Below are 25,553 nucleotides of genomic sequence, written 5' to 3'. Positions count from 1 at the left end.
TCACTGCGCAGCCAGCTCCATCACCTTGATCTGCGTTGCTTCATCGCGATTGAGGAAACCGGTCACGCGTCCCTCGTGCATGACCATGATGCGGTCGCTCATCCCGAGAACCTCGGGCATCTCGGACGATATCATGATCACCGCCACGCCGTTTCGCGCCATCTCGGTGACCAGTCGGTGGATTTCTGCCTTGGCGCCGACATCGATGCCGCGTGTCGGCTCATCGAGGATCAGGATTCGCGGATTGGTGAGCAGCCAGCGCCCGATCAGCACCTTCTGTTGATTGCCACCGGAAAGATTTTCCACCCGCTCGTAGAGATTGGGCGTCTTCACCCGCAGCTTCTTTGCCATGTCTTCGCAGGTCGCCTCGATTGCGCCCTGCTGCACGAAGCCGCCCTTGACGTATCTGTCCTGGAGCACGGCGATCTGCATGTTCTCGAGAATATCGAGGATCAGCAGACAGCCGGTATCCTTGCGATCCTCGGTCAGGAACGCCATCTGGTTGCGGATGGCCTCGGTCGGTGATGAAATCGTCACCGGTTTTCCGTAGAGCTCGATGGAGCCGGAGCTTGCCGGCGTCACGCCGAAGAGCGTTTCGGCGACATTCGACCGTCCAGAGCCGACAAGGCCGGCCACTCCGAGAATCTCACCGGCCCTTACCTCGAAGGAGACGTCCTTGAAGACGCCCTTGAGGCAAAGATCCTTGACGGAGAGCATGACCTCGCCGATCGGCACCTCTTCCTTGGGGAACATCTGGGTGATCTCGCGCCCGACCATCATGCGGATGATGTCGTCGCGGGTGACCTCGGTCGACGCATGGGTGCCGATATAGCGACCGTCGCGGAATACCGAAAACTCGTCGGCGATCTCGAAAAGCTCGTTCATCTTGTGGGTGATGTAGACGATGCCGATTCCCTGCGCCCTGAGGTCGCGGATAATGCGGAAAAGATGCTCGACCTCGCGCTCCGTCAGCGCCGAAGTCGGCTCGTCCATGATCAGCACGTCGGAATTATAGGAAACCGCCTTGGCGATCTCGACCATCTGGCGGTTGGCGACCGAGAGGTAACGGACTTCGACATCGGGATCGATATCGATATTGAGCCGGGCAAACAGCTCCTCGGTCATGCGATGCATCACGCCGTGATCGACAAGACCAAAGCGGTTCTTCGGTTCCCGGCGGATCCAGATATTTTCGGCCACGGTCATGAACGGCATCAGGTTCAGTTCCTGATGGATCATCGCAATGCCGTTCTCAAGCGCGTCGAGCGGAGATTTCAGCTGGATTTCGATCCCTTTCAGCCGGATATCGCCTTTATCGGGCGTGTAGATGCCGGCGAGGATCTTCATCAATGTCGATTTGCCGGCGCCATTTTCGCCCATGAGCGCATGCACGGAAGCGCGCTTTAGCCGGAACTGTACGTCGTCGAGCGCGACGACACCGGGGAATTCCTTGCGAACGCCCTCGGCGCTCAACAGAAACTCCGCATTCGGAACGGCGCCGCTTGCGCGCACGGCGGCCATGGTTGTCGGGCTGACGGCCATATCATCTCCTCCGGATACGGACAGGCGGAAAGGATGCGGGCTGAGCCCGCATCCTGCTTGGCACTCGCCTCAGTTCTTGGCGACGAAGTCCTTGACGTTTTCAGGGGTGACGAGCTGGAAGGGGATGTAGACCTTCTTCTCGACCTTTTCGCCCTTGGCAAGCTTAAGGGCGGTGTCGAGCGCGCCCTTGCCCTGACCGGCGGCATCCTGGAAAACGGTGACGTCGAGGTCACCTGCCTGCATAGCGGCCAGCGCGTCCTGCGTGGCGTCGACGCCACCGATGACGACCTTGCTCATATCCTTGCCGGCTGCCTTCAGCGCCTGGATAGCACCGATCGCCATTTCGTCATTGTTGGAGATGACAGCGTCGAATTCGATGCCGCTGGAGAGCCAGTTGGTCATCAGGTCGGCGCCCTGGGTGCGGTCCCAGTTGGCCGTCTGCTCTTCGACGATCTCGATGCCCTTACACTCATCGGTCTTGATGACGTCATGGATGTCCTGGGTGCGCATGCGCGCAGCCTGGTTGGAGAGCTCGCCCATGATGACGACGGCCTTGCCCTTGCCGCCGAGAATGCGGCAGATTTCCTTGGTTTCCAGCGTGCCGGATTCCTGCTCGTTGGAAGCAACGAAGGCCTGCTTTTCCGGCAGCGTGTCGACGTTGACCGGCTGGCGGTTGACGTAAACCAGCGGAATGCCGGCATCAGCGGCGAGCTTCGACATCGCCGTCGTTGCGTCTGTATCAACCGGGTTGACGATGATTGCATCGACCTTGGAGGCGATGAAATTCTGGATCTGGCTCTGCTGCTTGGAAACGTCGTTCTGCGCGTCTTCGACCTGCAGGGTGACCCCGCTCAGCGTCTTGGCGTAATCGGTCATGCCGTTGCGCAGCACGGTCAGAAAGTTGTCGTCGAACTTCGCCATCGACACGCCGACCGTTTCCGCGTGAGCGGCCGCCGACATGACGAGCGCCATCGCAGTGCCCAGGATGAACTTTTTCATTTTACTTCCTCCACAAAGCGGTGCCCGGCTGCACCCTCCTCACGCCGGAGCCCCGGGCATCTGCCCTGAAGCCGCAATTCGCTACGCCGCCTCTCCCGCGGCGTCCGTAAAACGGAACAAACAAACCGTAAAATTTGTTCTGCGGAATATTCATTCCATTTTCTGGGAACGGCGTCAAGCCTCTTTAGCGGCAACCAGATGTCGATCGGACGCGCGACGCCATGTTCTACATGAGCGGCGCCTGCATGAGCCGCATTGCGGAAGGCGACGGAAGCCTCCATCTATGGCGGGGTCGAAGACAACTGCACCGCCGCAGGCGCAATCGATCTCTCGCTGCGGCCTGATTATTTGAAGATTTTGGAGACAGGACAGATGTCCATTTCGATCTATCGCCTCACCGTTCCGATGTTTCAGCGCGGCCTCGCCAGCCTGAAAACCTATCTCGACAAGGCCGAAGCCTTTGCGCGGGAAAAGAAAGTCGATCCCGCCATCTTGGTCGCTGCGCGCCTTGCGCCCGACATGCTGCCGCTTTCCGGCCAGTATCAGCGCGCCAGCGACAGCGCCAAATTCACCCTCGCTCGGCTGACCGGCACCGACGCCCCGAAGTTCGAAGACAATGAGAAGACGTTCGACGAGTTGCGCGAGCGCCTGGCAAAGACCGAAGCCTATCTCGCTACATTTTCGGCGCAAGCGCTGGAAGGCGTGGAAGGCCGCCAGATCACCCTGCCGGGCAACAGCGGTATCGTGCTTCCGGGTGATGAATATGTCACCATCTTCGCGCTGCCGAACTTCTATTTTCACGTCGCGACCGCCCACGCCATCCTGCGCAATCAGGGTGTGCCGGTCGGCAAGCGTGATTATCTCGGCTAAAAGGGGTCAGGGCCGGCGCGTCACCGGCCCTTTTTCCGTCAATTCGGTATAGGCAAGCGTCTGATCCAGATGCCGCGCTCTCAGCGACAGCAGCTTTTCGGCATATTCAAGCCGGGTGGCCGCATAGGCCGGATCAGCCGCGACATTTTTGAGCTCCATCGGATCGTCGCTGAGATTGAAGAGCAGCGGCGGCAAGCCGGCAAAATGCACATATTTGAACCGCGCATCGCGGATCACGGCGAGATTGCATTGGTTGGACCTGAGCCCGAAATGCCGTTCCGCCTCGCCGGCGGCGATGTCGCGGAAATCGAACTCCCAGAATGCCGCATCCCGCCATCCCGGCTCGCTCCCGCCGTTGACGAACGGCATGAGCGACCGGCCGTCGAGTCCGTTTTTCGCCTCGATACCGAGCTTTTCGCACAATGTCGGAAAAATATCCGCAGCGCTGGTGAATTGTTCGACGCTTCCGCCTGCGGCGCCGCTTGCGGGATCGCGAATGACCAGCGGGACATGATAGCTGCCGTCGAAGAAGCCACCCTTGCCGAGCGTCCAGTGATCACCCGCCATCTCGGCGTGATCGGACGTGAAGACGACAAGCGTATTTTCCCAAGCGCCTGCATCCTTCAGCGCCTGCCAGATGCGGCCGAGCTGGTCATCGACCTCCGCTATCATGCCGTAATAGATCGCCCGGATCGCCGCAAAGTCCTCGGCGTTCCAGCCGCTGAGCGGCCCGGTTGCACCATAGACGAAGCTGCCTTTGTCGGAGCGCGGCATGGCATAGGCAAGATAGGGATGGCTTGCCTCTTCCGCTTGGGCGTTTGCCGCACGTGCATATGCCGGCCCGTCATCCGGCCCGAACATCCGGTTGAACGGTTCCGGCGCGGAGAATGGCGGGTGCGGACGCAGGAAAGAAACATGCGCGAACCACGGTCTGTCCTGTTCGCCCATCCAGCGGATGAACTCGCCGCTCAGGAAGGCCGTCTGGGTTTCGTCGCGGGAATAGGCCGGCGCCGCATCGGAGATTGCTCCCGGCTCTGCGCCGACGGGTATATGGATATCGCGGCTGATGGCTTCGGTGTGGCCGCGGGATCTGAGCCAGGAGAGCCATTGTCTCTCATGCTCGGGCAGAAGCTGGCGGGCGGTGAAGCCAGGCAGCACACCTTCATAGGTCGTCAGGTGCGGATCATCGGCATCCATGCCGCGCGGATCGGGCGCCGTATCGGTATAGCCAAACAGCGTCGGGTCGTACCCCGCCCGCCGGGCCGCCAGCGCCAGATTATCGAAACGGGCGTCGAGCGGCGTGCCGTTGCGGCAGACGCGGTGGTTCATCTGGTAGAGGCCGGTATAGAGCGTCGCCCGCGCCGGCGAGCAGGGGGCAGTCCCGGCATAATGCTGCCGGAAGAGCGTGCCTTCGCGCGCCAGCGCATCGATATTCGGCGTTTCGACACACGCATGACCAGCGGTCGACAGACAATCGCCGCGCCACTGGTCCGCCGTGATCAGCAGGACATTCGGCCTAGCGCCCTTTTCAATGCTGGTTGGTTTTGGCATGCCAGTTCCAGGCGGAGCGGATGATCGCGGACAGATCATATTGCGGCACCCAGCCGAGCACGTCGCGGGCCTTGTCATTATTGGCGACCAGCGTATGCGAATCGCCCTCGCGACGGCCGATATATTCGACCGGGAACGGCCGATTCGACACGTCCTCGATAGCGCCGAGCAATTCCTTGACCGTCGTGCCCGTGCCGGTGCCGAGATTGAGCGCGACGGACTCTCCGCCCTTCAACAGATATTCGACGGCGCGCACATGCGCATCGGCAAGATCGAGCACATGGATATAATCGCGCACGCAGGTGCCGTCGCGCGTCTCGTAATCGCTGCCGAACACCTTGAAACCCTGGCGGCGGCCAAGCGCCGCATCGATCGCCAGGGGGATCGCATGCGTCTCCGGCTGATGCCACTCGCCGATCCGGCCTTCGAAATCGGCGCCGGCGGCGTTGAAATAACGCAGCACCACCGAGCGCAGGCTCTTATACTGGTCGTAATCGGCGAGCGCCTGCTCGACGATATATTTCGTCCGCCCATAAGGGTTGATCGGCACCTGACGGTGCGTCTCGTCGAGCGGCACGCTCTGCGGCAGGCCGTAGGTGGCGCAGGTGGAGGAGAAGACGAAGGCGTTGATGCCCGCGGCCTGCGCCGCCGAAAGCAGCGTCAAGGTGCCGATCACGTTGTTCTCATAGAAGGAAACCGGATCCTTGACCGATTCGCCGACCTCGATCAGCGCCGCGAAATGCAGGATCGCCGCCGGCTGGTGCTTGGCGAGCACCTCGTCCACGCGGGCGCGATCGCGAATATCGCCTTCCTCGGCCGGCCCCCATTTGACGAACTCGCGGTGGCCGTTGGAAAAATTATCGAAGACGACAGGCTTGTAGCCCTTGTTCGCCAGGTCGAGGCACGTATGCGAGCCGATATAACCGGCGCCGCCGACCACAAGAACCGTTTCACCTGCCATGCACCACCCTTGTTGTTCTTAAAAGACGGGAGAAACCTAGACGAGATACACGGCAATAAAAAGAAGGAACTGCGACAGGCGTGAACGGCAATCGCTCAAATGCCGAACCGCCCGACGCCCCGTACGATTTGTGCCGAATCGGCGATTCGTGAATTATTCGCGTGATTTGCGTAACCGCCCGTTTTAAGGGCTCATGTGGTGCAACGGTCCGCAGCAATCAGCCAGGGAGCGCGTGAATGAGGAAGGCATTGGTCGTCTGGGGCGGCTGGCAGGGCCATGAGCCGGAGCAATGCGCCCGTATCGTCGCCGATCTCTTGCGCGAGGACGGCTTTGCGGTCGAGGTGACCGGCGATCTCGGCATATTCGGATCTCCGACACTGGCGAAAGCAGATCTGCTGGTGCCGATCATCACCGGCGAAAAGCTCGAGAAGGATCATGCCCTTGGCCTGGTCGCAGCGGTGCGCGGCGGGCTGGGGCTTGCCGGCCATCATGGCGCGCTCGCCACCTCCTTCAAGGAAAGCGCGCCTTTCCGCTATGTCGCCGGCGTCACCTGGGTCGCCCATCCCGGCAACATCATCGATTTCCGCGTCGCCGTGACCCGCCAGGACGATCCTGTCATGGAGGGCATTCCCGACTTCGACTACCGCTCGGAGCAGTATTACCTGCATTTCGATCCCACAGTCGAAATCCTGGCAACCACCACCTTCACCGGCGCATACGATCCGGCCGCCCGCAATGTCGTGATGCCGGTCGTGTTCAAGCGCCATTTCGGTGCCGGCCGCATCTTCTATTCCGCTCTCGGTCATGTCGCGGCCGAATTCGACCATCCCTACATGCCGCTCATGCTGCGGCGCGGCCTCAACTGGGCCGCTCGCCGGTAGGGTCGCAAGACGACTGCCGGCAAGGCCGACCATCGCCTGGATTGCCGCTGACTATTTCGATGCACGAGGAATTGGCAATCGCCTAAGCTGCAGGTCGTCCTTGGTAGGGGGCGCAACCCGCATCAGCCGCCCGGCTGCCTTCAGCTTCGCGATGAGATCGTTTCCGTCGGGCGAAGCCTTCGTCAGCTCCAGCTGCTCGAACTCCTTGAGCGCCTGCGCCCAATGGCTTTCCCCGCGCCCATCCGGCCGGCCTTCCGATTCCCACAGCGAATAAGCGCGCTGGCTGACCCAGGCGTCCTTAGTGTGACTCATAACCAACCCCAGCCGAAGAATTTTTGGAAGAAAATATCGATGGGCGACAAGGTGCCAAAGCGGGCTTTAGGAGTCGTTACGAGGCAGCGTTATTTTTTGGCTAACGGCCATGATTTCGGCGAGACTAACCGCCGATAAAGTCATACGAATTCGCGATACCACGCTTGCGCCTCCTCCTCGGACTTGGAGTGATTTGAATACCGAGTTAGGGTCGGCGCGAAACGACAGCGGTGATCCATGGCAGCAAAGACCACTCTCAACGCGAAGAACCTGGAAGCTCTCGGTGCACAACGTCTCGCCGAACTGCTGATCGAAATCAGCACCGGCAGCGCCGCCCATAAACGGCGGCTTCGCATGGAACTGGCCGGCAATCAGGGCAGCAGCGAGGTCGCGCGTGAGATCCGCAAGCGCCTTAGCAGCATCGCTCGAGCGCAGAGCGTCATCGAATGGCACAAAGTAAAAGCCATCAATGCGGACCTCGAAACGCAGCGATCCGCGATCGTCACCGTCGTGGCCGCCGACGATCCGAAGGAAGCCTTCGATCTCATCTGGCAATTCCTTGCCGTTGCCGATTCGATTTTCCACCGATCCAACAGCAACGACATCGCCTTCCTCGAGACGTTCCATCAGGCATGTGCCGATGCCGGCGTCATCGCCAGCTCCGCGGGCATCGGTACCGATGTCCTTGCCGACAAGGTCTTTACGGTGTTGCAGGATAACGACTACGGCCAATATGACCCGCTGATCGCCGAGATGGTTCCGGCGCTGGGCAAGGACGGCCTCGAACATTTGAAGGGCCTCCTGGTGCAATGGTTGAACGAAGCGGAGGAAGAGCCTGCTGACGCCGACAGGAAAATTCTCGACTGGGGCGGCAGCGGACTGAACGAGATCTATGCCAAGCATCGGCAACAAGCGGCGCGCATCGCTCTGCAGGACATTGCCGATGCCCAGGATGATGCCGATGCCTTCATCGCCCAGCAGCCGGAAGAGACCTTAAGGGCGCCGATGGTCGCGATCGCGATTTCCGACCGCTTGCTCCTGGCTGGACGCGCCGAGGAAGCATTGAGGATTTTGGACGGTGTCGATCACCGGTTCGAAATGCCTTTTGAATGGCAGGAAGCCCGCGCCGAAACGCTCGAAGCGCTCGGACGAGTGGAGGAAGCGCAGGCCTATCGATGGCAATGCTTCGAGCAGTCGCTGAACGGGGAGCACCTTCGGACTTTCCTGCGAAAGCTCGCCGACTTCGACGACCTCGAGGCCGAGGAGAAAGCATTCACCTTCGCACACGGCTTTCCCGATGTTCATCGAGCCCTTGCCTTCTTCCTCACCTGGCCCGCCCCTGCCGAGGCAGCCAAACTTGTCTCCAGGCGCCAGGCGGAACTGGACGGCGAGCTTTATGAACTGATGACGCCGGCCGCTGAAATGCTGCAGGAGAAACACCCACTCGCAGCAACCATCGTGCTGCGCTCGATGATCGGCTTCGCCCTCGATTGCGGCCGATCCAGCCGTTACAGGCATGCCGCGCGTCATCTGGCGGAATGCGCTTCGCTTGCGCCTCATATCGACGATTTCGGCAAGGCCCAACCCCACGACGCTTATGTCAACGAACTGATCCGTCAGCATGGAAAGAAGCATGGCTTCTGGAGCTTGATGGGTTAGGCCGCATAGCCGATTTCACCAACGGAAAGGACATCGCTATGAGGTGACTGACGCCACCTATGCCGAGAGCAGGCAGCGACAAGCGTTTGCATAAGACCCGTTCGCAACGAGGTTGTCATCGATGTCACAAGGACAGTCTGCTGCCGCGTCTTCTATATGATGCTGGGAAAACTGGAGCGGGCGAAGGGATTCGAACCCTCGACCCCAACCTTGGCAAGGTTGTGCTCTACCCCTGAGCTACACCCGCTCAATCCGCATCGGTCCGGGGTAGTCGTTGGACCGTGGGCGCCGCCTCGTGGCGACGGGCGCTATATGGCCTAACGGATTTTCAAATGCAACAGGGAAATGACGAAGAGACGAAGAAAAATTCGTGCGGTCGCATGAGCCCGGAGGAAAGGCCGCAAATGTGGGGGTAGGGCGTCGGTGGCGAAGATTGCCAAATGATCTGGACGGACTTAATCAGGACGCCTTACTTTTTCCTCGCCACCAACGGATTGCCCGATGCCCGAAAACACGCCCAAGACGAAAGACGATCTGTTTGCCTTCCTCGACGGGCTCGGCATCGCCCATAAGACGGTCGATCACGCGCCTGTTTTCACCGTGGCAGAATCGGTTGCGCTGCGCGACGAGATCCCCGGCGGCCACACCAAGAATCTCTACATCAAGGACAAGAAGGACAGGTATTTTCTGCTGACCGTGGAGGAGAATGCCGAGGTCGACCTTAAGCAGGTTCACACCCTTATCGGCGGATCCGGCCGGGTTTCCTTCGGTAGGGCGGAGAAGCTGATGGAATATCTCGGTGTCATTCCCGGCGCGGTCACCGCCTTCGGCGCAATCAACGATACGGCAGGAAATGTCACCTTCGTGCTCGATGCCGATCTGATGGCTGAGGAGACCGTTAACTGCCATCCGCTCTCCAACGACGCGACGACATCGATTGCAAGCGGCGACCTCGTCCGTTTCATGGAAGCGACGGGACATAAGCCGCTTGTCTTGAAAGTGACGTCCTGACATACGATTTTAGCGCTACAATGATGCCGGCAGGATCGGCGGCGGGAGATACCTATGAGCGGCAGCGACAACCCCTATAACGGTTCCTTCGGAAATCAGATGACGGCGACGACAAGCTTCGGCGCTCAGCCTGCACCCGCGGCTGCGGCCGGCAGCTACATCACCGACACGACGACCGCCAATTTCGGCAAGGACGTCATCGAGGAATCACGTAAACAGCCGGTGCTGGTCGATTTCTGGGCGCCCTGGTGTGGCCCGTGCAAGCAGCTGACACCGGTCCTGGAGAAGGTGGTCAACGAAGCCAAGGGCCGCGTTCGGCTGGTCAAGATGAACATCGACGACCATCCCTCGATTGCCGGCCAGCTCGGTATTCAATCGATTCCGACCGTCATCGCCTTCGTCAACGGCCGTCCCGCCGACGGCTTCATGGGGGCGGTGCCGGAAAGCCAGGTCCAGCAATTCATCGACCGCATCGCCGGCCCGGCCGGCGCCGACGAGGCCGCCGAGATCGAAGCCGTGCTTGTGGAAGCGGCAGAACTGCTGGCCGCCGGCAAGATCAATGAGGCCGCTCAGCTTTACGCCGCGGTGATGCAGGCCGATCCCGAAAATGCCAAGGCGCTTGCCGGCATGGCCGAATGCATGATCGCTGCCAACCAGCATGAGCGGGCGCGCGAAACTCTGACTGATCTGCCGGAGGAGCTCTCGAAAGATGCCGGCATCCAGGCTGTCTTGAAGAAGCTCGACCAGATCGAGGAGGCGCGCAAGCTCGGCGACCCCGTTGCCCTCGAACGTGACCTGGCTGCCGATCCCGACAATCACGAAGCGCGGCTGAAGCTCGCCAAGATCCTCAACGTCGAAGGCCGGCGCGACGAGGCGGCCGAACATCTGCTTCAGATCATGCGCAAAGACCGCAGCTTCGACGATGACGGCGCGCGCCGCCAGCTTCTGCAGTTCTTCGAGGTTTGGGGTTTCAAGGATCCGGCGACGGTTGCCGCCCGCCGCAAGCTTTCGGCGATGCTGTTCTCCTAAGATTAGAATATCGGCCCTTGCGTTTTTAAGCGGGGGCACCACATTCTCGTCAGAACGGGCATGCCCGTTTACAAGAATGCGGGACGGTTTCATGCAAGTCGGTAATGCCAGATACCTGAAGCCGGGCGATCTGCCCGATGCCATCGCCGTCTTCCCGCTGCCCGGGGCCCTCCTCCTGCCGGCCGGACAGCTTCCTCTCAACATCTTCGAGCCGCGTTATCTGACGATGCTGGATGCAGCGCTTGCCGGAAACCGGCTGATCGGCATGGTGCAACCGGCGCTCGGCGACCATGAGGACAAGGGGCACGAGCCCAGTCTTGCCACCGTCGGCTGCCTCGGGCGAATCACCTCCTTCGCCGAGACCGGCGACGGGCGCTATATCGTGTCGCTGACCGGCGTCTGCCGCTTCCGGCTGCTCGAAGAGAAGGTAACCGGCAATCCGTTCCGCACCTTTCGGATCGCGCCTTTCATCGCCGACCTCTCGGCGGAGAACGAGGAGGAGGCGGTCGATCGCACCGCCCTGCTCACCGCCTTCAAAGCCTATCTCGATGCCAACAAGCTGGAGGCCGACTGGGAGAGCGTCGAGCGGGCGAGCAATCTGACGCTGGTCAATTCGCTCGCTATGATGTCGCCCTTCGGACCGGCCGAAAAACAGGCTCTGCTGGAGGCGCCCGATCTCAAGACGCGGGCCGAGACGCTGATCGCCATTACCGAAATCGTGCTGGCGCGGGTCTTCGGTGACTCCGACACGGTTCTGCAGTAAACTTCGGCCATGGACGAAAAACTGAGCCGCGTCGATCCGAAACTGCTGGAGCTCCTGGTCTGCCCGCTCTCCAAGGGCCGGCTGTCCTATGATCGCGAACACAATGAGCTGGTTTCGGAAAAGGCGCATCTTGCCTATCCGATCCGCGACGGTATCCCGATCATGCTGGTGTCCGAGGCGAGGCGCCTCGACGAGTAGCGCTTTTCATCCTTGTCTTTAGATCGTCTGGCCGGTCAGCAGGCGCGGGTTGTCCTTCGCGGTCGTTCCGGCCGCCTGGCCGATGAAGAAGGATTTGAGGCGCGGCAGCCGGTCGACAATGCCGAGGCCGACATCGCGGGCGACGCGGATCGGCATTGCATCATTGGAGAAGAGCCGGTTCAGCACGTCGGTCGTCACGCCCATGCGGAAGGTATCGAAGCGCCGCCAGGTCTGGTAGCGCTCGAGAATGTTGATCGAACCGATATCGAGGCCGAGACGATCGGCTTCCACGATGGTTTCGGCCAGCGCCGCCACATCCTTGAAGCCGAGGTTTAAGCCTTGTCCTGATATCGGATGGATGCCGTGGGCGGCGTCGCCGGCGAGCGCGAAACGCGGAGCGACGAAGGCGCGGGCCAGCGTCAGGCCGAGCGGAAAGGCGCGCTTGTCGCCAATGACCTTCAGCGCCCCGAGTTTGTGCCCGAAGCGGCGTTCCAGTTCCTCCTCGAAGACCAGCTCGTCGGCGGCCACCAGCCGATCGGCATCATGCGTGCGCTCGGTCCAGACCAGCGAAGAACGGTTGTTCCTGAGCGGCAGGATGGCGAAGGGGCCGGCCGGCAGGAAATGCTCCTCGGCGCAACCCTCATGCGGCCGCTCATGTTCGACGGTCGCGACAATGCCGGACTGGCCGTAGTCCCAGGTGACGGTCCTGATGCCGGCGAGATCACGCAGCTTCGAGCGCACGCCGTCGCAGGCCACCACCAGCCGGGATTCCAGCGTGCTGCCGTCCGAAAGCATGACGGTGGCATGACTGTCCCCAGTTTTGAGCTCCGTCGCACCAAGTCCGTGGCGGATGTCGATGCCGAGTCGTTCGCAGACGCCGCGCAGTGCCGCGACCATGGCGACGTTGGGGATCATGTGGGCGAAGGGCCGGCCTTCGGCCACTTCACCGTCGAAGGTCAGAAACACCGGTCGCACCGGATCCGAGGTCCTGGAATCGGTGACGATCATCTTGGTGATCGGCTGGGCCTCCGGCTCGATCTCGTCCCAGACGCCGAAGACCTGAAGCATCTTCGCCGCCGCGGCGATGATGGCAGAAGCCCGCGTATCGTTTCTCCAGACATGTTCGGGGGCGGCCTCGACCACCGAGACTTTCAGATGCGGCGCTGCCTGCTTGACCGCGACGGCCGCGGAAAGGCCGACATAGCCCCCGCCCACAACCAGCATATCAAGCATCGCGCCGCTCCCGTACCTTGTGCCTCAGATGTGATCTATATAGATCATCGCAACCTCACTTCCTACCGCCGGGAGGCATACAAAATGACGCGCGAGACATCAGGGCCTTCGGCGATGGAGAGGCTGCTTGCGACGCTCGATCTGGAGCCGATCGAGGTCGACATCTTCCGTGGCCGCAGCCCTCAGGCGGGATGGCAGCGGGTCTTCGGCGGGCAGGTGATCGGCCAGGCGCTGATGGCGGCGCAGCGCACCATCGAGGCTGAGCGTTTCGTCCATTCGCTGCACGCCTATTTCATGCGGCCCGGAGATCCCTCGGTGCCGATCATCTATCAGGTGGAGCGCATCCGCGACGGATCGAGCTTCAATACCAGGCGTGTCGTCGCGATCCAGCACGGCAGGGCGATCTTCGCGTTGTCGGCCTCTTTCCAGCTGGAAGAGCTCGGCTTCGACCACCAGATCGTCATGCCCGAGGTGCAGATGCCGGAGGCGCTGCTCGGCGAGCAGCAGATCAAGGAACAATATCTCGCGCATGCGCCGGAGGCGATCCGAAAATACTGGCAGCGCGAGCGGCCGATCGAAATCCGTCCGGTCTCGCTGACGCACTATTTTTCCGACAAGAAGCTCGACCCCAAACAGGACGTCTGGGTGCGCGCCACCGGCCCGGTTCCCGACGATCGGCGCTACCAGGCGGCGGTGCTTGCCTATCTCTCCGACATGACGCTGCTCGACACGTCGCTTTATGCGCATGGTACGTCGATCTTCGATCAGAGCCTGCAGGTGGCGAGCCTCGATCACTCCATGTGGTTCCATCGGCCCTGCAAGCTCGACGACTGGCTGCTCTATACGCAGGATAGCCCATCGGCTTCCGGCGCCAGAGGGCTGACACGCGGGAGCCTGTTTACCCGGTCGGGACTGCTCGTCGCCTCGGTCGCCCAGGAAGGTTTGATTCGTAAAAAGGCAAATGAATAAATAATAGGCATATTTCGAATTTTGGGCATTATTTGTGCGCTTATTGCTCAATCATCTGCCTGTTTATTGGCGCCATTTAATTTAATCTATGTATTTCAATACCTTATATCGAGCCACGAATCTGGCACGTCCTTTGAATGTATAACGCCGGTCGCTGTTCAGGAACGTCAGCGGCAAGGAGAGTCGGCTCCGTGCCGAGGATAACGAAGGATGGGAAACCAGATGAAAATTGTGATGGCTATTATCAAGCCGTTCAAGCTCGATGAGGTCCGCGAAGCCCTTACGGCGATCGGCATTCAGGGCCTGACCGTGACCGAAGTGAAGGGTTACGGCCGCCAGAAGGGGCATACTGAAATCTATCGCGGCACCGAATATGCGGTCAGCTTCCTGCCGAAGCTCAAGATCGAAATCGCCGTTGCATCGGAACTCGTCGACCGGGCGGTCGAAGCCATCGCGGCGTCGGCCAAGACCGGCCAGATCGGCGACGGCAAGATTTTCGTCTATTCGATCGATCATGCCGTGCGCATCCGTACGGGCGAAACCGATTCAGAAGCGCTGTAAGCGGCAGATCAAGGAGCTTTTTTCAATGTCGACTTCGAAGTTTTCTTCCCCCTTTGCGCTGATCTGCGCAGCAACAGCTGCGCTTCTGGCGCCGGTTGTCGCTTTCGCGCAGGAGGCTGCGCCCGCCGCCACCACGGCCGCTGCCGCCGCCCCGGCCTTCACCATGGACAAGGGTGACAATGCCTGGATGCTCATCTCCTCGGCGCTCGTCCTGCTGATGACCATCCCCGGCCTGGCGCTGTTCTACGGCGGTCTCGTCCGCGCCAAGAACATGCTCTCCGTGCTGATGCAGGTCTTCATGATCACCGCCGTCGTGGCGCTGCTCTGGGTGACCTACGGCTATTCCCTCGCCTTCACCGACGGCGGCTCGCTGAACAGCTTCGTCGGCGGCTTCTCAAAGGCGTTCCTTGCCGGCGTCAACACCTCGTCGCTCGTCGAAACCTTCTCGAAGGGTGTCGCCATTCCCGAATACACCTTCATCGTCTTCCAGATGACCTTCGCCTGCATCACGCCCGGCCTGATCGTCGGCGCCTTCGCCGAGCGCATCAAGTTCTCGGCCGTCATGCTCTTCGTCGTGCTCTGGGTTACCTTCATCTACTTCCCGATGGCGCACATGGTCTGGTTCTGGGGCGGTCCGAGCTCCTACACCTCGCCGTCCGGTCTGATCTTCTCCTACGGCGCAATCGATTTCGCCGGCGGCACGGTCGTTCACATCAATGCGGGTATTGCCGGCCTCGTCGGCGCCATCATGCTCGGCAAGCGCACCGGTTATAAGAAGGAAATCATGGCTCCGCACTCGATGACGCTGACCATGGTCGGCGCCTCGCTGCTCTGGGTCGGCTGGTTCGGCTTCAACGCCGGCTCCAACCTCGAAGCCAATGGCTATGCCTCGCTCGCCATGATCAACACCTTCGTTGCGACGGCAGCCGCCGCCGTGTCCTGGTGCATCATCGAAAGCCTCACCCGCGGCAAGGCTTCGATGCTCGGCGGTGCTTCGGGTGCCGTCGCCGGTCTCGTCGCCATCACCCCTGCGGCCGGCTTTGCCGGCCCAATGGGCTCGATCGTTCTCGGCCTGATCGTTTCGCCGGTCTGCTACTTCTTCGTCGACGTCGTGAAGAACAAGTTCAACTACGACGACAGCCTCGATGTCTTCGGCGTGCATTGCGTCGGCGGCATCATCGGCGCTCTCGGCACCGGTATCCTCGTCAACCCGGCGCTGGGCGGTGCAGGCATCGTCGATTATTCGACAGCCGATTTCGCCGCCTCCTATGCCGGCACGGCAACCCAGGTCTGGGCTCAGGCCAAGGGCGTGCTGACGACGCTACTGTGGTCGGGCATCGGTTCGGCGATCCTTTACAAGATCGTCGACGTCGTCGTCGGCCTGCGCGTCAGCGTCGAGGCCGAGCGCGAAGGTCTCGACCTTTCGACCCACGGCGAAGCCGCCTACCACTCGTCTTGATCAAAGGGTTTGCGGCGCCCGGCAGAAGGGCGCCGCTTCACGGCCCGTCGCGGCCTATCTAACCATAGACCGCATTCGGCCCGGACCTTTCAAGGTTCGGGCCTTTTTTATTTCCCTGTTCGGAATGCACGTCCAGCCATGCATGGTTAATATCGCTTTAACCCCGTTCTGGTTAGGTAGAGCGGACGCATTTTGGCATGGCGAAGCTTCGGTGATTCGCATGCCCTCAGGCAGTGGACGGGTTAGACACATGGCAAGAAGCACGTCGCCGGCGATGGATGGCCGTCCGGATCGGTTCTCCTTCTCGGCATTCATGCTGCGGCAGATCCAGGCGCTCATCGGCTTTGCGATCTTTCTGCTGCTGGCGTTCTGCGTCGCGGCGCTGGCGACATGGAACGTCGCGGATCCGAGCTATTCCTATGCCACCGCCAACCTGCCGACGAATATCCTCGGCTACAGCGGCGCTGCCTTTGCCGATATCGTCATGCAGTTCCTCGGGCTTGCCAGCGTCGTTTCGATGCTGCCGATCGTCGCCTGGGCGCTGACGATGATCTCGGGCCGCAGCTTCAGCCGCATTCCCGCCCGCATCGGCGCCTGGTTTGCCGGTTCGGTGCTTTCCTCCGCCGTCATCGGCTGTTTTCCGCCGCCGCTCACTTGGCCGATCCCGAACGGCATCGGCGGCGTCGTCGGCGATATGATCCTGCGTTTTCCCGCGCTCTTCGTCGGCGCCTATCCCACCGGCACCTTCGCCATGGTCGTCGGCTGCATCTTTGCCGTACCGACTGCCTGGATGATGCTGTTTGCATCGGGCCTCGTCGGCCGCAGCGAAGCTGATGACGAAATCGAGGACGATTACGTCGAGACGACAAGCAAGGCGCGGGTCGTCGGAGACGAAGATGAGGAAGAGGAGTCGCGCTGGGTCGCTTTCAGCGGCGCGATGACACATGCCTGGTATATGAGCCAGGGGCGGCTGCGTCGGCTCCTCGGCATGGGACCGCGCAAGCGGCGCCAGGGCGATTTCGAATCACCCTATGATTTCAACGATGATGAATTCGGCACGCTGAACGAACCGGTGCGCGCCAAGGCGCCGGCCGTGCGCGGCGAGCGCATGGAACCGTCGATGGAGCCATCGATGGGGGCGAGGGCGGCTTCGCCGCGGCGCGTCGTCGCCGCGCCGTCGCTTTCCATCGACGACGAGGATGAGGACGACGATCCGCCCTTCGATACCGACATGCCGCCGCGCCCGGCCGATATCCTGCCCGACGACGATGACGACGACTGGATGATCCGCGCGCCGGCGAAAGCCGTCGGCAAGCCGGAACCTCGCGTCGTGCCCGCGATCTCGCGTCCAAAACCCGGCGCTCGCATCGAGCGCGAGGCGCAGGGTTCGTTCATTCGTCCTGAGGGTTTTCAGCTTCCCTCGATGCACCTGCTCGCCGAACCGAGGAACGTGGTCCGCGATTCGACGTTGTCGGCCGACGCGCTGGAGCAGAATGCCCGCATGCTTGAGGGCGTGCTCGAAGATTTCGGCGTCAAGGGTGAGATCATCCATGTTCGTCCCGGCCCCGTCGTCACGCTTTACGAACTGGAGCCGGCGCCCGGCATCAAGTCGTCGCGCGTCATCGGCCTTGCCGACGATATCGCCCGCTCGATGAGCGCCATTGCCGCCCGCGTCGCCGTCGTTCCTGGCCGCAATGCGATCGGCATCGAACTGCCGAACCAGACGCGCGAGACCGTATTCCTGCGCGAGTTGATCGCCTCCCGCGATTTCGACGGCAGCAAGGCCAAGCTCGCCATGGCGCTCGGTAAGACGATCGGCGGCGAAGCCGTCATTGCCGATCTCGCCAAGATGCCGCATCTGCTCGTCGCCGGCACCACCGGCTCGGGCAAGTCAGTCGCCATCAACACGATGATCCTGTCGCTGCTCTACCGCATGACGCCGGAACAGTGCCGGCTGATCATGATCGATCCGAAGATGCTCGAACTCTCCGTCTATGACGGCATTCCGCACCTGCTTTCGCCTGTCGTCACCGATCCGAAGAAGGCCGTCGTCGCGCTCAAATGGACCGTCCGCGAGATGGAAGAGCGCTACAAGAAGATGTCGAAGATCGGCGTGCGCAATATCGACGGCTTCAATACCCGTGTCGAACAGGCCTTGTCGAAGGGCGAGGTGATCTCGCGCACGGTGCAGACCGGCTTCGACCGCCATACCGGCGAGGCGATGTACGAGACCGAAGAGTTCGACCTGAGGCCGATGCCCTATATCGTCGTCATCATCGACGAGATGGCCGACCTGATGATGGTCGCCGGCAAGGACATCGAAGGCGCCGTCCAGCGCCTGGCGCAGATGGCGCGTGCGGCCGGCATACATGTGATCATGGCGACGCAGCGCCCTTCCGTCGACGTCATCACCGGCACGATCAAGGCGAACTTCCCGACCCGCATCTCCTTCCAGGTCACCTCGAAGATCGACAGCCGCACCATCCTCGGCGAACAGGGTGCCGAGCAGCTGCTCGGCATGGGCGACATGCTCTACATGGCCGGCGGCGGGCGCATCCAGCGCGTGCATGGCCCATTCGTCTCGGATGTCGAGGTCGAAGAGATCGTCTCCTACCTGAAGACGCAGGGCTCGCCGCAATATCTCGACGCGATCACAGCCGATGACGACGAGGATGGCGATTATGGCGGCGGCGGACCGGCCGGCACGTCGAACCTTTCGGATTCGGAAGATCCCTATGATCAGGCCGTCGCCGTCGTGCTCCGTGACGGCAAGGCCTCGACCTCCTATGTGCAGCGCCGTCTCGGCATCGGCTATAACAGAGCCGCCTCGCTGATCGAGCGCATGGAGAAGGAGGGCATCATCGGGCCGGCCAACCATGCCGGCAAACGCGAAATCCTCGTTCCCACAGAAGACGACATCCTCGACCGCTGAGATAACAGCCATATATTTCAGATACGGCCGCTACTGCGGAAACCCGATCGCAGCAAAGCCGTTTCCTCTCGCGGGCCGATCGCAACGCCTTGAAGACGCCGCCTTTCGGCAGCATGCAGATCGCATAAAGGAGATTTAGATGCGTAACTCCGATCCCTTCCTCTCCGGCCTGACGATGACGCGGCGCGATCTTCTCGGCGCTTTCGCCGTGGCTGCGGTGGCAAGCGCCATTCCCTTCGGCGCCCGCGCGCAGGCGGCGGCATCCGCCTCCGGCACGGCGCAGGCGATTGCCGACCATTTCTCCGGCGTCACGACGATGCAGGGCGAATTCGTGCAGTTCGGCCCACGCGGCGAGCAGACCGGCGGCAAGTTCTTCATCCAGCGCCCCGGCAAGCTGCGCTTCAACTATGACGATCCGTCGCCGATGCGGGTGATCGCCGACGGCAAGAACGTCGCCATCGGCAATACCAAGCTCAAGACCTGGGATCTCTATCCGCTCTCCAAGACGCCGCTCAGCCTGCTTCTGGCGCAGCGCATCGACCTGTCGGCCGGCATGGTGAAGGGCGTCAAGGAAGAGTCTGATCTGACGACGATCGCCCTTGGCAACAACACCGTGTTCGGAAACTCGACCATCACCATGATGTTCGACCCGAAAACCTATGACCTGCGTCAGTGGACGATCACCGACAATCAGGGCAAGGACACTTCGGTGATGATCTTCAACGTCAAAACAGGCGTGCAGTTCGATGATCGCGTCTTCCGGGTTCCCTATGAGAGTATTCCCGGCACGCCGCAATCGCGCGACTAGAACAGGATGATTTTAGGCTGGAGGCCTAAAATCTGAATCCTGTTCTATTAAAGAGTTAGAGCATGATGTCGCCCGAAAACCGCTTACACTTTTCGGCATCATGCTCTGAGCCTTTTCGGTTGATCTCCTGACGCTTTTGCACGCGGCCAGGTTCCCTCCGGTCCGCCTTTGTTCTAAAGCCCTTTCATGATAGCAAGCCGTTTCCCGGCGTGCGGGAAAGGGCTTGCCGCATGGGCTTTTCAATTACCACCTGGAATATCAATTCGGTACGGCTGCGCATGCCGATCGTCGAGCAGCTCGTTCTCAAGCACAGGCCGGATATCCTATGCCTGCAGGAAACCAAGGTGCCGAACGAGCTCTTTCCCGCCGCGCCCTTGCGGGCCATGGGCTATGATCACATCATCATCCACGGTCAGAAGGGTTATCACGGCGTGGCGATCGCCTCGCGCATTCCGCTGACCGAAGATCACCGGCAGGATTATTGCGGCGTCGGCGACGCCCGCCACATATCGGCGATCTTCGAACGCGGCAATCGCCGCATCCGGCTGCATAATTTTTACGTCCCGGCCGGCGGCGACGAGCCGGACCGGACGATCAATCCGAAATTCGGCCACAAACTCGATTTCATCGAGGAAATGAAGCTGCTGAAGGCCAATGGCGAGGCCAATACCTCGGCCATCCTGGTGGGAGACCTCAACATCGCGCCGCTGGAACACGACGTCTGGTCGCATAAGCAGCTGCTCAAGATCGTCAGCCATACGCCCGTCGAAACCGACGGGCTGCTCGAGGTGATGAAGCGCGGCGCCTGGCTCGATCTCATGCGCCAGCACGTGCCGGCCAGCGAGAAGCTCTATACCTGGTGGAGCTACCGCGCCAAGGACTGGGAAGCGGCCGATCGCGGCCGCCGGCTCGACCACATCTGGTCCTCATCGGATCTCGGGCCGCATCTCAAGCGTATCGAAATCCTGAAGGAAGCGCGCGGCTGGGACCGGCCCTCGGACCATGTGCCGGTGACGGCGCATTTCGATCTGTGACAAGTCAGCTGAACCGGTGAAACTGGCTTGCGGCCTTGGCAGCAAGTTCAGCAAGATTGTCGCGTATGCGATTTTCAATCAGACGGGCCGCGTCCGGATATTCCTCGAGCAGCCGATGGAAGAGAGCGCGGGTGATGCGGATGATGCTCGTATCCTCACGCGCGATCGCGGTGAACTTGCGCTCGACCAAAGTCACCAGCGCCAGCTCGGAAATCAGCGTGCCGGGTCCGGCAACGGCATCGGCCCGCTGCATGCCGTCGCTGCTCGTGGTGCTGAGTGCCAGGCTGCCGCTCAAGACGACATAGGCGCTCTCGGCCGGCGCGCCCTGGCGAAACAGCATCTGGCCGGCGGCGATCATGCGCCGGTCGGCGCCGAAAGCGATCAGTCGCAGCTGGTCCTCGCTCATGTCCTTGAACAGCGGAAGCTGCGAGAGCAGGTGAATGTCGTCCGTCAGCGCCATGCGGGCTTTTCGCCTTGGAGCAATTCCAACAAAACGGCGGAGCGGTTTGCGTGCGGAACTGCGTGGAAACAAAGAGATAGAGGATTTCCCGTGATTCGGAGGAAACCAAAATACTCTAGAGCATGATGCCGAAAAGTGTGAGCGGTTTTCGGGCAACATCATGCTCTGACTCTTAATCGAGAACAGGATTCAGATTCAGGCCGCCCGGCCTAAAATCATCCTGTTCTAGGGTATGATCTTGTAGCCGCCGTTTTCCGTCACCAGGATTTCCGCGTTTGAGGGGTCGCGCTCGATCTTCTGGCGCAGCCGGTAGACATGGGTTTCCAGCGTATGGGTGGTGACGCCGGAATTATAGCCCCAGACCTCTTCGAGAAGCACGTCGCGGGTGACGACCTTCTGTTCAGCGCGGTAGAGATAGCGGATGATTGCCGCTTCCTTTTCCGTCAGACGGATTTTCTGGCCGTTGTCGGTGGTCAGCAGCTTCTGGCTCGGCTTAAAGAGATAAGGGCCGACGGTAAAGGTTGCGTCCTCGCTCTGCTCGTGTTGGCGCAGCTGCACGCGGATGCGCGCGAGCAGCACGGCGAAACGAAAGGGTTTGGTGACATAATCGTTGGCGCCGGCTTCGAGGCCGAGGATCGTATCGGAATCCGTATCATGGCCGGTGAGCATGATGATCGGCGCCTTGAAGCCGCCTTTGCGCAGGAGCTTCACCGCTTCGCGGCCATCCATGTCAGGGAGGCCGACATCCATGATCAACAGATCGACCGGCGTCGAACGGGCGGTTGCAACACCCTTGCCGGCGTTGGCTTCCTGCAGAACCGTGAATTCCTCATAAAGCGACAATTGCTCCGTCAGCGTCTGTCGAAGGTCTTCGTCGTCATCCACCAGAAGAATGGTGCGTGCGGTCATGCCGTTGCGTCCTCATGTTAGGTCTCCTAGTCCTACGCCAAATTGCAGCTTTGGCAAGGATCGGCCGGCGGAGCTGTTGCCGGGCATGTTTGCATATGATTTCAATCAAAGCCTCAGGCAATGCAAGACATGCGAGAAAAATGGAAAAAGCAAGGCGCAAGCCGAGGGTCAGGTCGTCGACGGTCGTAGTGCGCCCGGCACCGGGGAGAAAGAGCCGCGCGATCGTCCGGCTTGGCGCGATCATCGTGCCTGCCGCGATCGGCCGCTCCGGCCGCTCCGTCCTGAAACGCGAGGGTGACGGCGCCACGCCGATCACATCGATGAAGCTGCTGTCAGGCTTCCGGCGCGGCGAGCGGAACGGCCGGCTCGCCACTGCGCTTCCCATCCGCCGCATCGGCGCCGGCATGCTCTGGTGCGACCAGTCAGGCGATGCCAACTACAATCGGCTCGTCAGGGCGCCGTTCGGTGCCAGTCACGAGGAGATGCGGCGCAGCGACGGGCTTTACGATATCTGCCTGGTGATGGACTGGAACATCTCCTGCCGGGCGCGCAACCGCGGCTCGGCGATCTTCTTCCATCTCATCCGACCGGGCTACGAGCCGACAGCCGGCTGCGTGGCGGTGAGTCTCGGCGACATGCGCCGCCTCCTGCCGCATCTCCGCAAGGGAACGATTGTCCGGGTGGTCTGATTGTCTTCCGGATGCGGCTGCCTATATCCTTCCGGTGACCGAACGCTAAGGCTGAGATGCGTTCTGGGACGCCCGCGCCATTCAAAGTGCTACAGCGTCCTTTGCGCGTCTGAAGGACGCGCGGCGCTGTAGGCGGGCGCAACTCATGCCTCGTCCAATTCTTCAAACTCCCGGAGATATATTGTGACCGCTCACCCCATCATCACTTTCCATGACGGACATTCCATTCCACAGGTCGGGCTCGGCGTCTGGCAGACACCGCAGGAGATTGCCGCGCCGACTGTGCGCACTGCCATTGCCGTCGGCTATCGCCATATCGATACGGCGTCCGGTTACGACAATGAGGAGGGTGTCGGCGAAGGCATCCGCTCTTCCGGCCTCGACCGCAAGGACATCTTCGTCACCACCAAGCTCAGGAACACCGATCAGGGCTACGACAATACGCTGCGTGCCTTCGACGGCAGCCTGAAGAAGCTCGGCTCCGACTATGTCGACCTTTATCTCGTTCACTGGCCGTCGCCGCATCGCGGCCTCTACATCGAAACCTGGAAGGCGTTCGTGCGCATAAGGGAAGAGGGGCGAGCCCGCTCGATCGGTGTGTCGAATTTTTATCCCGAGCATCTGGAGCGGATCATCGGCGAAACCGGCGTCGTTCCTGTCATCAACCAGATCGAGCTGCATCCCGACTTCCAGCAGAAGGCGGCGCAGGAGGCACATAAAAAGCTGAACATCGCTACTGAATCCTGGAGCCCGCTTGGCCAAGGGCAGTTCATCTCGAACCCTGTCATCGGCGAGATCGCCAGGAAACATCGGAAGACGCCGGCTCAGGTCATTATCCGCTGGCACATCGACAGCGGCCTCGTCGTCATCCCGAAGTCGGTGACGCCGTCGCGCATCGAGGAGAATTTCCAGGTGTTCGACTTCAAGCTCGATGCCGATGACATGGCGGCGATCGCCAAGCTCGACAGCGCAAGCGCCCGCATGGGACCGGACCCGATGACGGCGGCTTTTTGATTGCCGGTGCGATCAATACCGTCGATCTCGACGCCGCAATAAAAAAGGCCGCCCGATGCGCTGAGGCGCATCGGGCGGCTCTATCTTTCATTCCGCCGGACGGATCAGTTCCACTCGCGGATATCGACGAAGTGACCGGCAATCGCCGCTGCGGCGGCCATGGCCGGCGAGACGAGGTGCGTGCGGCCCTTGAAGCCCTGGCGGCCTTCGAAGTTGCGGTTCGAGGTCGAGGCACAACGTTCGCCCGGCTTCAGGCGGTCGTCGTTCATGGCAAGACACATGGAGCAGCCCGGCTCGCGCCAGTCGAAACCGGCGGCCTTGAAGATCTTGTCGAGCCCCTCGGCTTCCGCCTGTTCCTTCACGAGGCCGGAGCCGGGAACGATCATGGCGTTGACGGTCGAAGCAACGGTCTTGCCCTCGACGACCTTGGCGACGGCGCGCAGGTCTTCGATGCGGCCGTTGGTGCAGGAGCCGATGAAGACCCGGTCAATGCTGATGTCGGTCATCGGGGTGCCCGGCTTCAGGCCCATGTACTCGAGCGCGCGCCACTTGGAGGCACGCTTCGTCTCGTCCTGGATTTCGTCGGGGTTCGGTACGATGCCCTGGACCGAGACGACGTCTTCAGGCGAAGAACCCCAGGAAACGATCGGTGGCAATTCGGCGGCGTTCAGTTTGACGACGCGGTCGAAATGGGCGCCTTCATCCGATTGCAGTGTCTTCCAGTAGGCGATCGCCTGTTCCAGCGCTTCGCCCTTCGGCGCGCGCGGCTTGCCCTTGATATATTCGAAGGTGATCTCATCAGGCGCGATCAGGCCGGCGCGGGCGCCGCCTTCGATCGACATGTTGCATATCGTCATGCGGCCTTCCATCGACAGCGAACGGATCGCTTCGCCGGCATATTCGATGACGTAGCCGGTGCCGCCTGCCGTGCCGATCTCGCCGATGATGGCAAGAACGATGTCCTTGGCGGTGACGCCGTGCGGCAACTGGCCGTCGACCTGCACCAGCATGTTCTTGGCCTTCTTCTGGATCAGCGTCTGGGTGGCAAGAACGTGCTCGACCTCAGACGTGCCGATGCCATGAGCGAGCGAGCCGAAAGCGCCGTGAGTGGAGGTGTGGCTATCGCCGCAAACGATCGTCATGCCCGGCAGGGTAAAGCCCTGTTCCGGCCCGATGATGTGCACGATGCCCTGGCGTTTATCGTTCTCGGAATAATACTCGACGTTGAACTCGGCGGCATTCTTGGCAAGTTGCTCGACCTGGATGCGGCTTTCTTCGTTCTTGATGCCGAGATGGCGATCCGGCGATGTCGGAACGTTGTGGTCGACGACGGCGAGGGTCTTTTCCGGCGCGCGAACCTTGCGGCCGCTCATGCGCAGGCCTTCGAAGGCCTGCGGCGAGGTGACTTCGTGGACCAGGTGGCGGTCGATGTAGAGAAGACAGGTTCCGTCGGCCTGTTCGTCGACCAGGTGGTCGTCCCAGATCTTGTCGTAGAGGGTACGCGGTGCGCTCATGGCGTTAAGTCCGTTTATTGGAAGCTTTGGAAAATCGGAAGAAGGCGGATCAGGCTCCGCCGGCCGTCATTCGATCAACGAAGTCGGCTGTTGAGCGCACCGGAGACGCAGGCAAAGAACCGCGCCGGCAGGCGATAATGATCCTGCAGCACGAAAATATGCGCGCCAGTGCATCTGAACTTGGATTCCATGGCG

24 protein-coding genes and 1 tRNA gene are annotated in these 25,553 nt (G+C 61.2%); 15 read left to right on the top strand and 10 right to left on the bottom strand.

Annotated features, from left to right (window positions below):
- A complete protein-coding gene (locus tag N2597_RS19485) occupies positions 1–1,542 on the bottom strand; it encodes a sugar ABC transporter ATP-binding protein (protein ID WP_183597809.1) in 1,542 nt (513 codons plus the stop codon).
- A 69-nt stretch (positions 1,543–1,611) separates the two neighbouring features.
- Positions 1,612–2,541: a sugar ABC transporter substrate-binding protein gene (locus N2597_RS19480; protein WP_077992267.1), complete on the bottom strand. Its 930-nt coding sequence runs from the start codon at positions 2,539–2,541 to the stop codon at positions 1,612–1,614.
- A gap of 372 nt (positions 2,542–2,913) precedes the next feature.
- On the opposite strand from N2597_RS19480, the gene N2597_RS19475 reads away from it, so the two are divergent.
- Complete coding sequence (locus N2597_RS19475; RefSeq protein ID WP_077992264.1) at positions 2,914–3,411, top strand: DUF1993 domain-containing protein; 498 nt, start codon at positions 2,914–2,916, stop codon at positions 3,409–3,411.
- A gap of 6 nt (positions 3,412–3,417) precedes the next feature.
- Here the strand turns inward: N2597_RS19475 and N2597_RS19470 are convergent, their stop codons facing one another.
- Both N2597_RS19470 and galE read right to left on the bottom strand, forming a co-directional pair.
- Positions 3,418–4,962 carry an alkaline phosphatase family protein gene (locus tag N2597_RS19470; RefSeq protein ID WP_183597807.1) on the bottom strand — a complete coding sequence of 515 codons (1,545 nt, stop codon included), beginning with the start codon at positions 4,960–4,962 and terminating at the stop codon, positions 3,418–3,420.
- Complete coding sequence (gene galE / locus N2597_RS19465; RefSeq protein WP_077992259.1) at positions 4,940–5,923, bottom strand: UDP-glucose 4-epimerase GalE; 984 nt, start codon at positions 5,921–5,923, stop codon at positions 4,940–4,942. Before galE ends, N2597_RS19470 begins: the two co-directional genes overlap by 23 nt.
- Before the next feature lie 236 nt (positions 5,924–6,159).
- On the opposite strand from galE, the gene N2597_RS19460 reads away from it, so the two are divergent.
- Positions 6,160–6,804 (top strand): ThuA domain-containing protein, encoded by a 645-nt coding sequence (locus N2597_RS19460; protein WP_077992256.1) that lies wholly within the window; start codon positions 6,160–6,162, stop codon positions 6,802–6,804.
- A gap of 51 nt (positions 6,805–6,855) precedes the next feature.
- Here the strand turns inward: N2597_RS19460 and N2597_RS19455 are convergent, their stop codons facing one another.
- Entirely contained in the window at positions 6,856–7,116 is a 261-nt protein-coding gene (locus N2597_RS19455; protein ID WP_183597805.1) for a DUF2934 domain-containing protein, read from the bottom strand.
- A 237-nt stretch (positions 7,117–7,353) separates the two neighbouring features.
- On the opposite strand from N2597_RS19455, the gene N2597_RS19450 reads away from it, so the two are divergent.
- Entirely contained in the window at positions 7,354–8,775 is a 1,422-nt protein-coding gene (locus N2597_RS19450; protein WP_077992251.1) for a DUF6880 family protein, read from the top strand.
- 172 nt (positions 8,776–8,947) lie between these two features.
- Here the strand turns inward: N2597_RS19450 and N2597_RS19445 are convergent.
- Positions 8,948–9,022 (bottom strand) — tRNA-Gly (locus N2597_RS19445).
- A gap of 254 nt (positions 9,023–9,276) precedes the next feature.
- Here N2597_RS19445 and N2597_RS19440 point away from each other — a divergent pair.
- The 4 genes from N2597_RS19440 (at position 9,277) to N2597_RS19425 (ending at position 11,776) form a co-directional block, all read left to right on the top strand.
- A complete protein-coding gene (locus N2597_RS19440; protein ID WP_183597803.1) occupies positions 9,277–9,786 on the top strand; it encodes a prolyl-tRNA synthetase associated domain-containing protein in 510 nt (169 codons plus the stop codon).
- A 54-nt stretch (positions 9,787–9,840) separates the two neighbouring features.
- Positions 9,841–10,815 carry a thioredoxin gene (gene trxA / locus N2597_RS19435; protein WP_183597801.1) on the top strand — a complete coding sequence of 325 codons (975 nt, stop codon included), beginning with the start codon at positions 9,841–9,843 and terminating at the stop codon, positions 10,813–10,815.
- 76 nt (positions 10,816–10,891) lie between these two features.
- Positions 10,892–11,578, top strand: coding sequence for an LON peptidase substrate-binding domain-containing protein (locus N2597_RS19430; RefSeq protein ID WP_009993760.1), 687 nt, complete (start codon positions 10,892–10,894; stop codon positions 11,576–11,578).
- A gap of 9 nt (positions 11,579–11,587) precedes the next feature.
- On the top strand, positions 11,588–11,776 hold the full coding sequence (locus tag N2597_RS19425) for a Trm112 family protein (protein ID WP_009993761.1): 189 nt from the start codon (positions 11,588–11,590) through the stop codon (positions 11,774–11,776).
- An 18-nt stretch (positions 11,777–11,794) separates the two neighbouring features.
- Here the strand turns inward: N2597_RS19425 and N2597_RS19420 are convergent, their stop codons facing one another.
- Positions 11,795–13,009, bottom strand: a complete 1,215-nt coding sequence (locus N2597_RS19420) for a ubiquinone biosynthesis hydroxylase (RefSeq protein WP_106796972.1) — start codon at positions 13,007–13,009, stop codon at positions 11,795–11,797.
- Positions 13,010–13,093: 84 nt separating this feature from the next.
- Between N2597_RS19420 and tesB the strand changes: the two genes are divergently transcribed.
- From tesB to N2597_RS19390, 6 genes are all read left to right on the top strand, one after another.
- On the top strand, positions 13,094–13,978 hold the full coding sequence (gene tesB / locus N2597_RS19415) for an acyl-CoA thioesterase II (RefSeq protein WP_096762067.1): 885 nt from the start codon (positions 13,094–13,096) through the stop codon (positions 13,976–13,978).
- 210 nt (positions 13,979–14,188) lie between these two features.
- Positions 14,189–14,539: a P-II family nitrogen regulator gene (locus N2597_RS19410; protein ID WP_003543684.1), complete on the top strand. Its 351-nt coding sequence runs from the start codon at positions 14,189–14,191 to the stop codon at positions 14,537–14,539.
- Positions 14,540–14,564: 25 nt separating this feature from the next.
- On the top strand, positions 14,565–15,998 hold the full coding sequence (locus N2597_RS19405) for an ammonium transporter (RefSeq protein ID WP_077992238.1): 1,434 nt from the start codon (positions 14,565–14,567) through the stop codon (positions 15,996–15,998).
- A 250-nt stretch (positions 15,999–16,248) separates the two neighbouring features.
- On the top strand, positions 16,249–18,930 hold the full coding sequence (locus N2597_RS19400; RefSeq protein ID WP_096762066.1) for an FtsK/SpoIIIE family DNA translocase: 2,682 nt from the start codon (positions 16,249–16,251) through the stop codon (positions 18,928–18,930).
- Between the two features lie 139 nt (positions 18,931–19,069).
- Positions 19,070–19,738 (top strand): outer membrane lipoprotein carrier protein LolA, encoded by a 669-nt coding sequence (locus N2597_RS19395; protein WP_183597799.1) that lies wholly within the window; start codon positions 19,070–19,072, stop codon positions 19,736–19,738.
- A gap of 230 nt (positions 19,739–19,968) precedes the next feature.
- The gene (locus tag N2597_RS19390; protein WP_077992233.1) at positions 19,969–20,772 is read left to right on the top strand and encodes an exodeoxyribonuclease III; all 804 of its coding nucleotides are present in this window, start codon (positions 19,969–19,971) and stop codon (positions 20,770–20,772) included.
- Between the two features lie 4 nt (positions 20,773–20,776).
- On the opposite strand, the gene N2597_RS19385 is transcribed toward N2597_RS19390, so the two are convergent.
- Both N2597_RS19385 and N2597_RS19380 read right to left on the bottom strand, forming a co-directional pair.
- Entirely contained in the window at positions 20,777–21,232 is a 456-nt protein-coding gene (locus N2597_RS19385; protein ID WP_038691875.1) for a cyclic nucleotide-binding domain-containing protein, read from the bottom strand.
- Positions 21,233–21,457: 225 nt separating this feature from the next.
- On the bottom strand, positions 21,458–22,141 hold the full coding sequence (locus N2597_RS19380; protein ID WP_011427159.1) for a response regulator transcription factor: 684 nt from the start codon (positions 22,139–22,141) through the stop codon (positions 21,458–21,460).
- 140 nt (positions 22,142–22,281) lie between these two features.
- Here N2597_RS19380 and N2597_RS19375 point away from each other — a divergent pair, with 140 nt between their 5' ends.
- Positions 22,282–22,830, top strand: a complete 549-nt coding sequence (locus tag N2597_RS19375; RefSeq protein ID WP_009988317.1) for a L,D-transpeptidase family protein — start codon at positions 22,282–22,284, stop codon at positions 22,828–22,830.
- Positions 22,831–23,013: 183 nt separating this feature from the next.
- Positions 23,014–23,844 (top strand): aldo/keto reductase, encoded by an 831-nt coding sequence (locus N2597_RS19370; RefSeq protein ID WP_183597797.1) that lies wholly within the window; start codon positions 23,014–23,016, stop codon positions 23,842–23,844.
- Positions 23,845–23,948: 104 nt separating this feature from the next.
- Here N2597_RS19370 and leuC read toward each other — a convergent pair whose 3' ends face one another.
- Positions 23,949–25,358: a 3-isopropylmalate dehydratase large subunit gene (leuC, locus tag N2597_RS19365; protein ID WP_038691868.1), complete on the bottom strand. Its 1,410-nt coding sequence runs from the start codon at positions 25,356–25,358 to the stop codon at positions 23,949–23,951.
- Positions 25,359–25,553 lie beyond the last annotated feature (195 nt).

Source organism: Rhizobium sophoriradicis, from assembly GCF_025200795.1.
GTDB lineage: Bacteria > Pseudomonadota > Alphaproteobacteria > Rhizobiales > Rhizobiaceae > Rhizobium > Rhizobium sophoriradicis.
The sequence above is the reverse complement of the archived record's forward strand: the minus strand, read 5'-3'. Positions and strand labels throughout refer to the sequence as shown.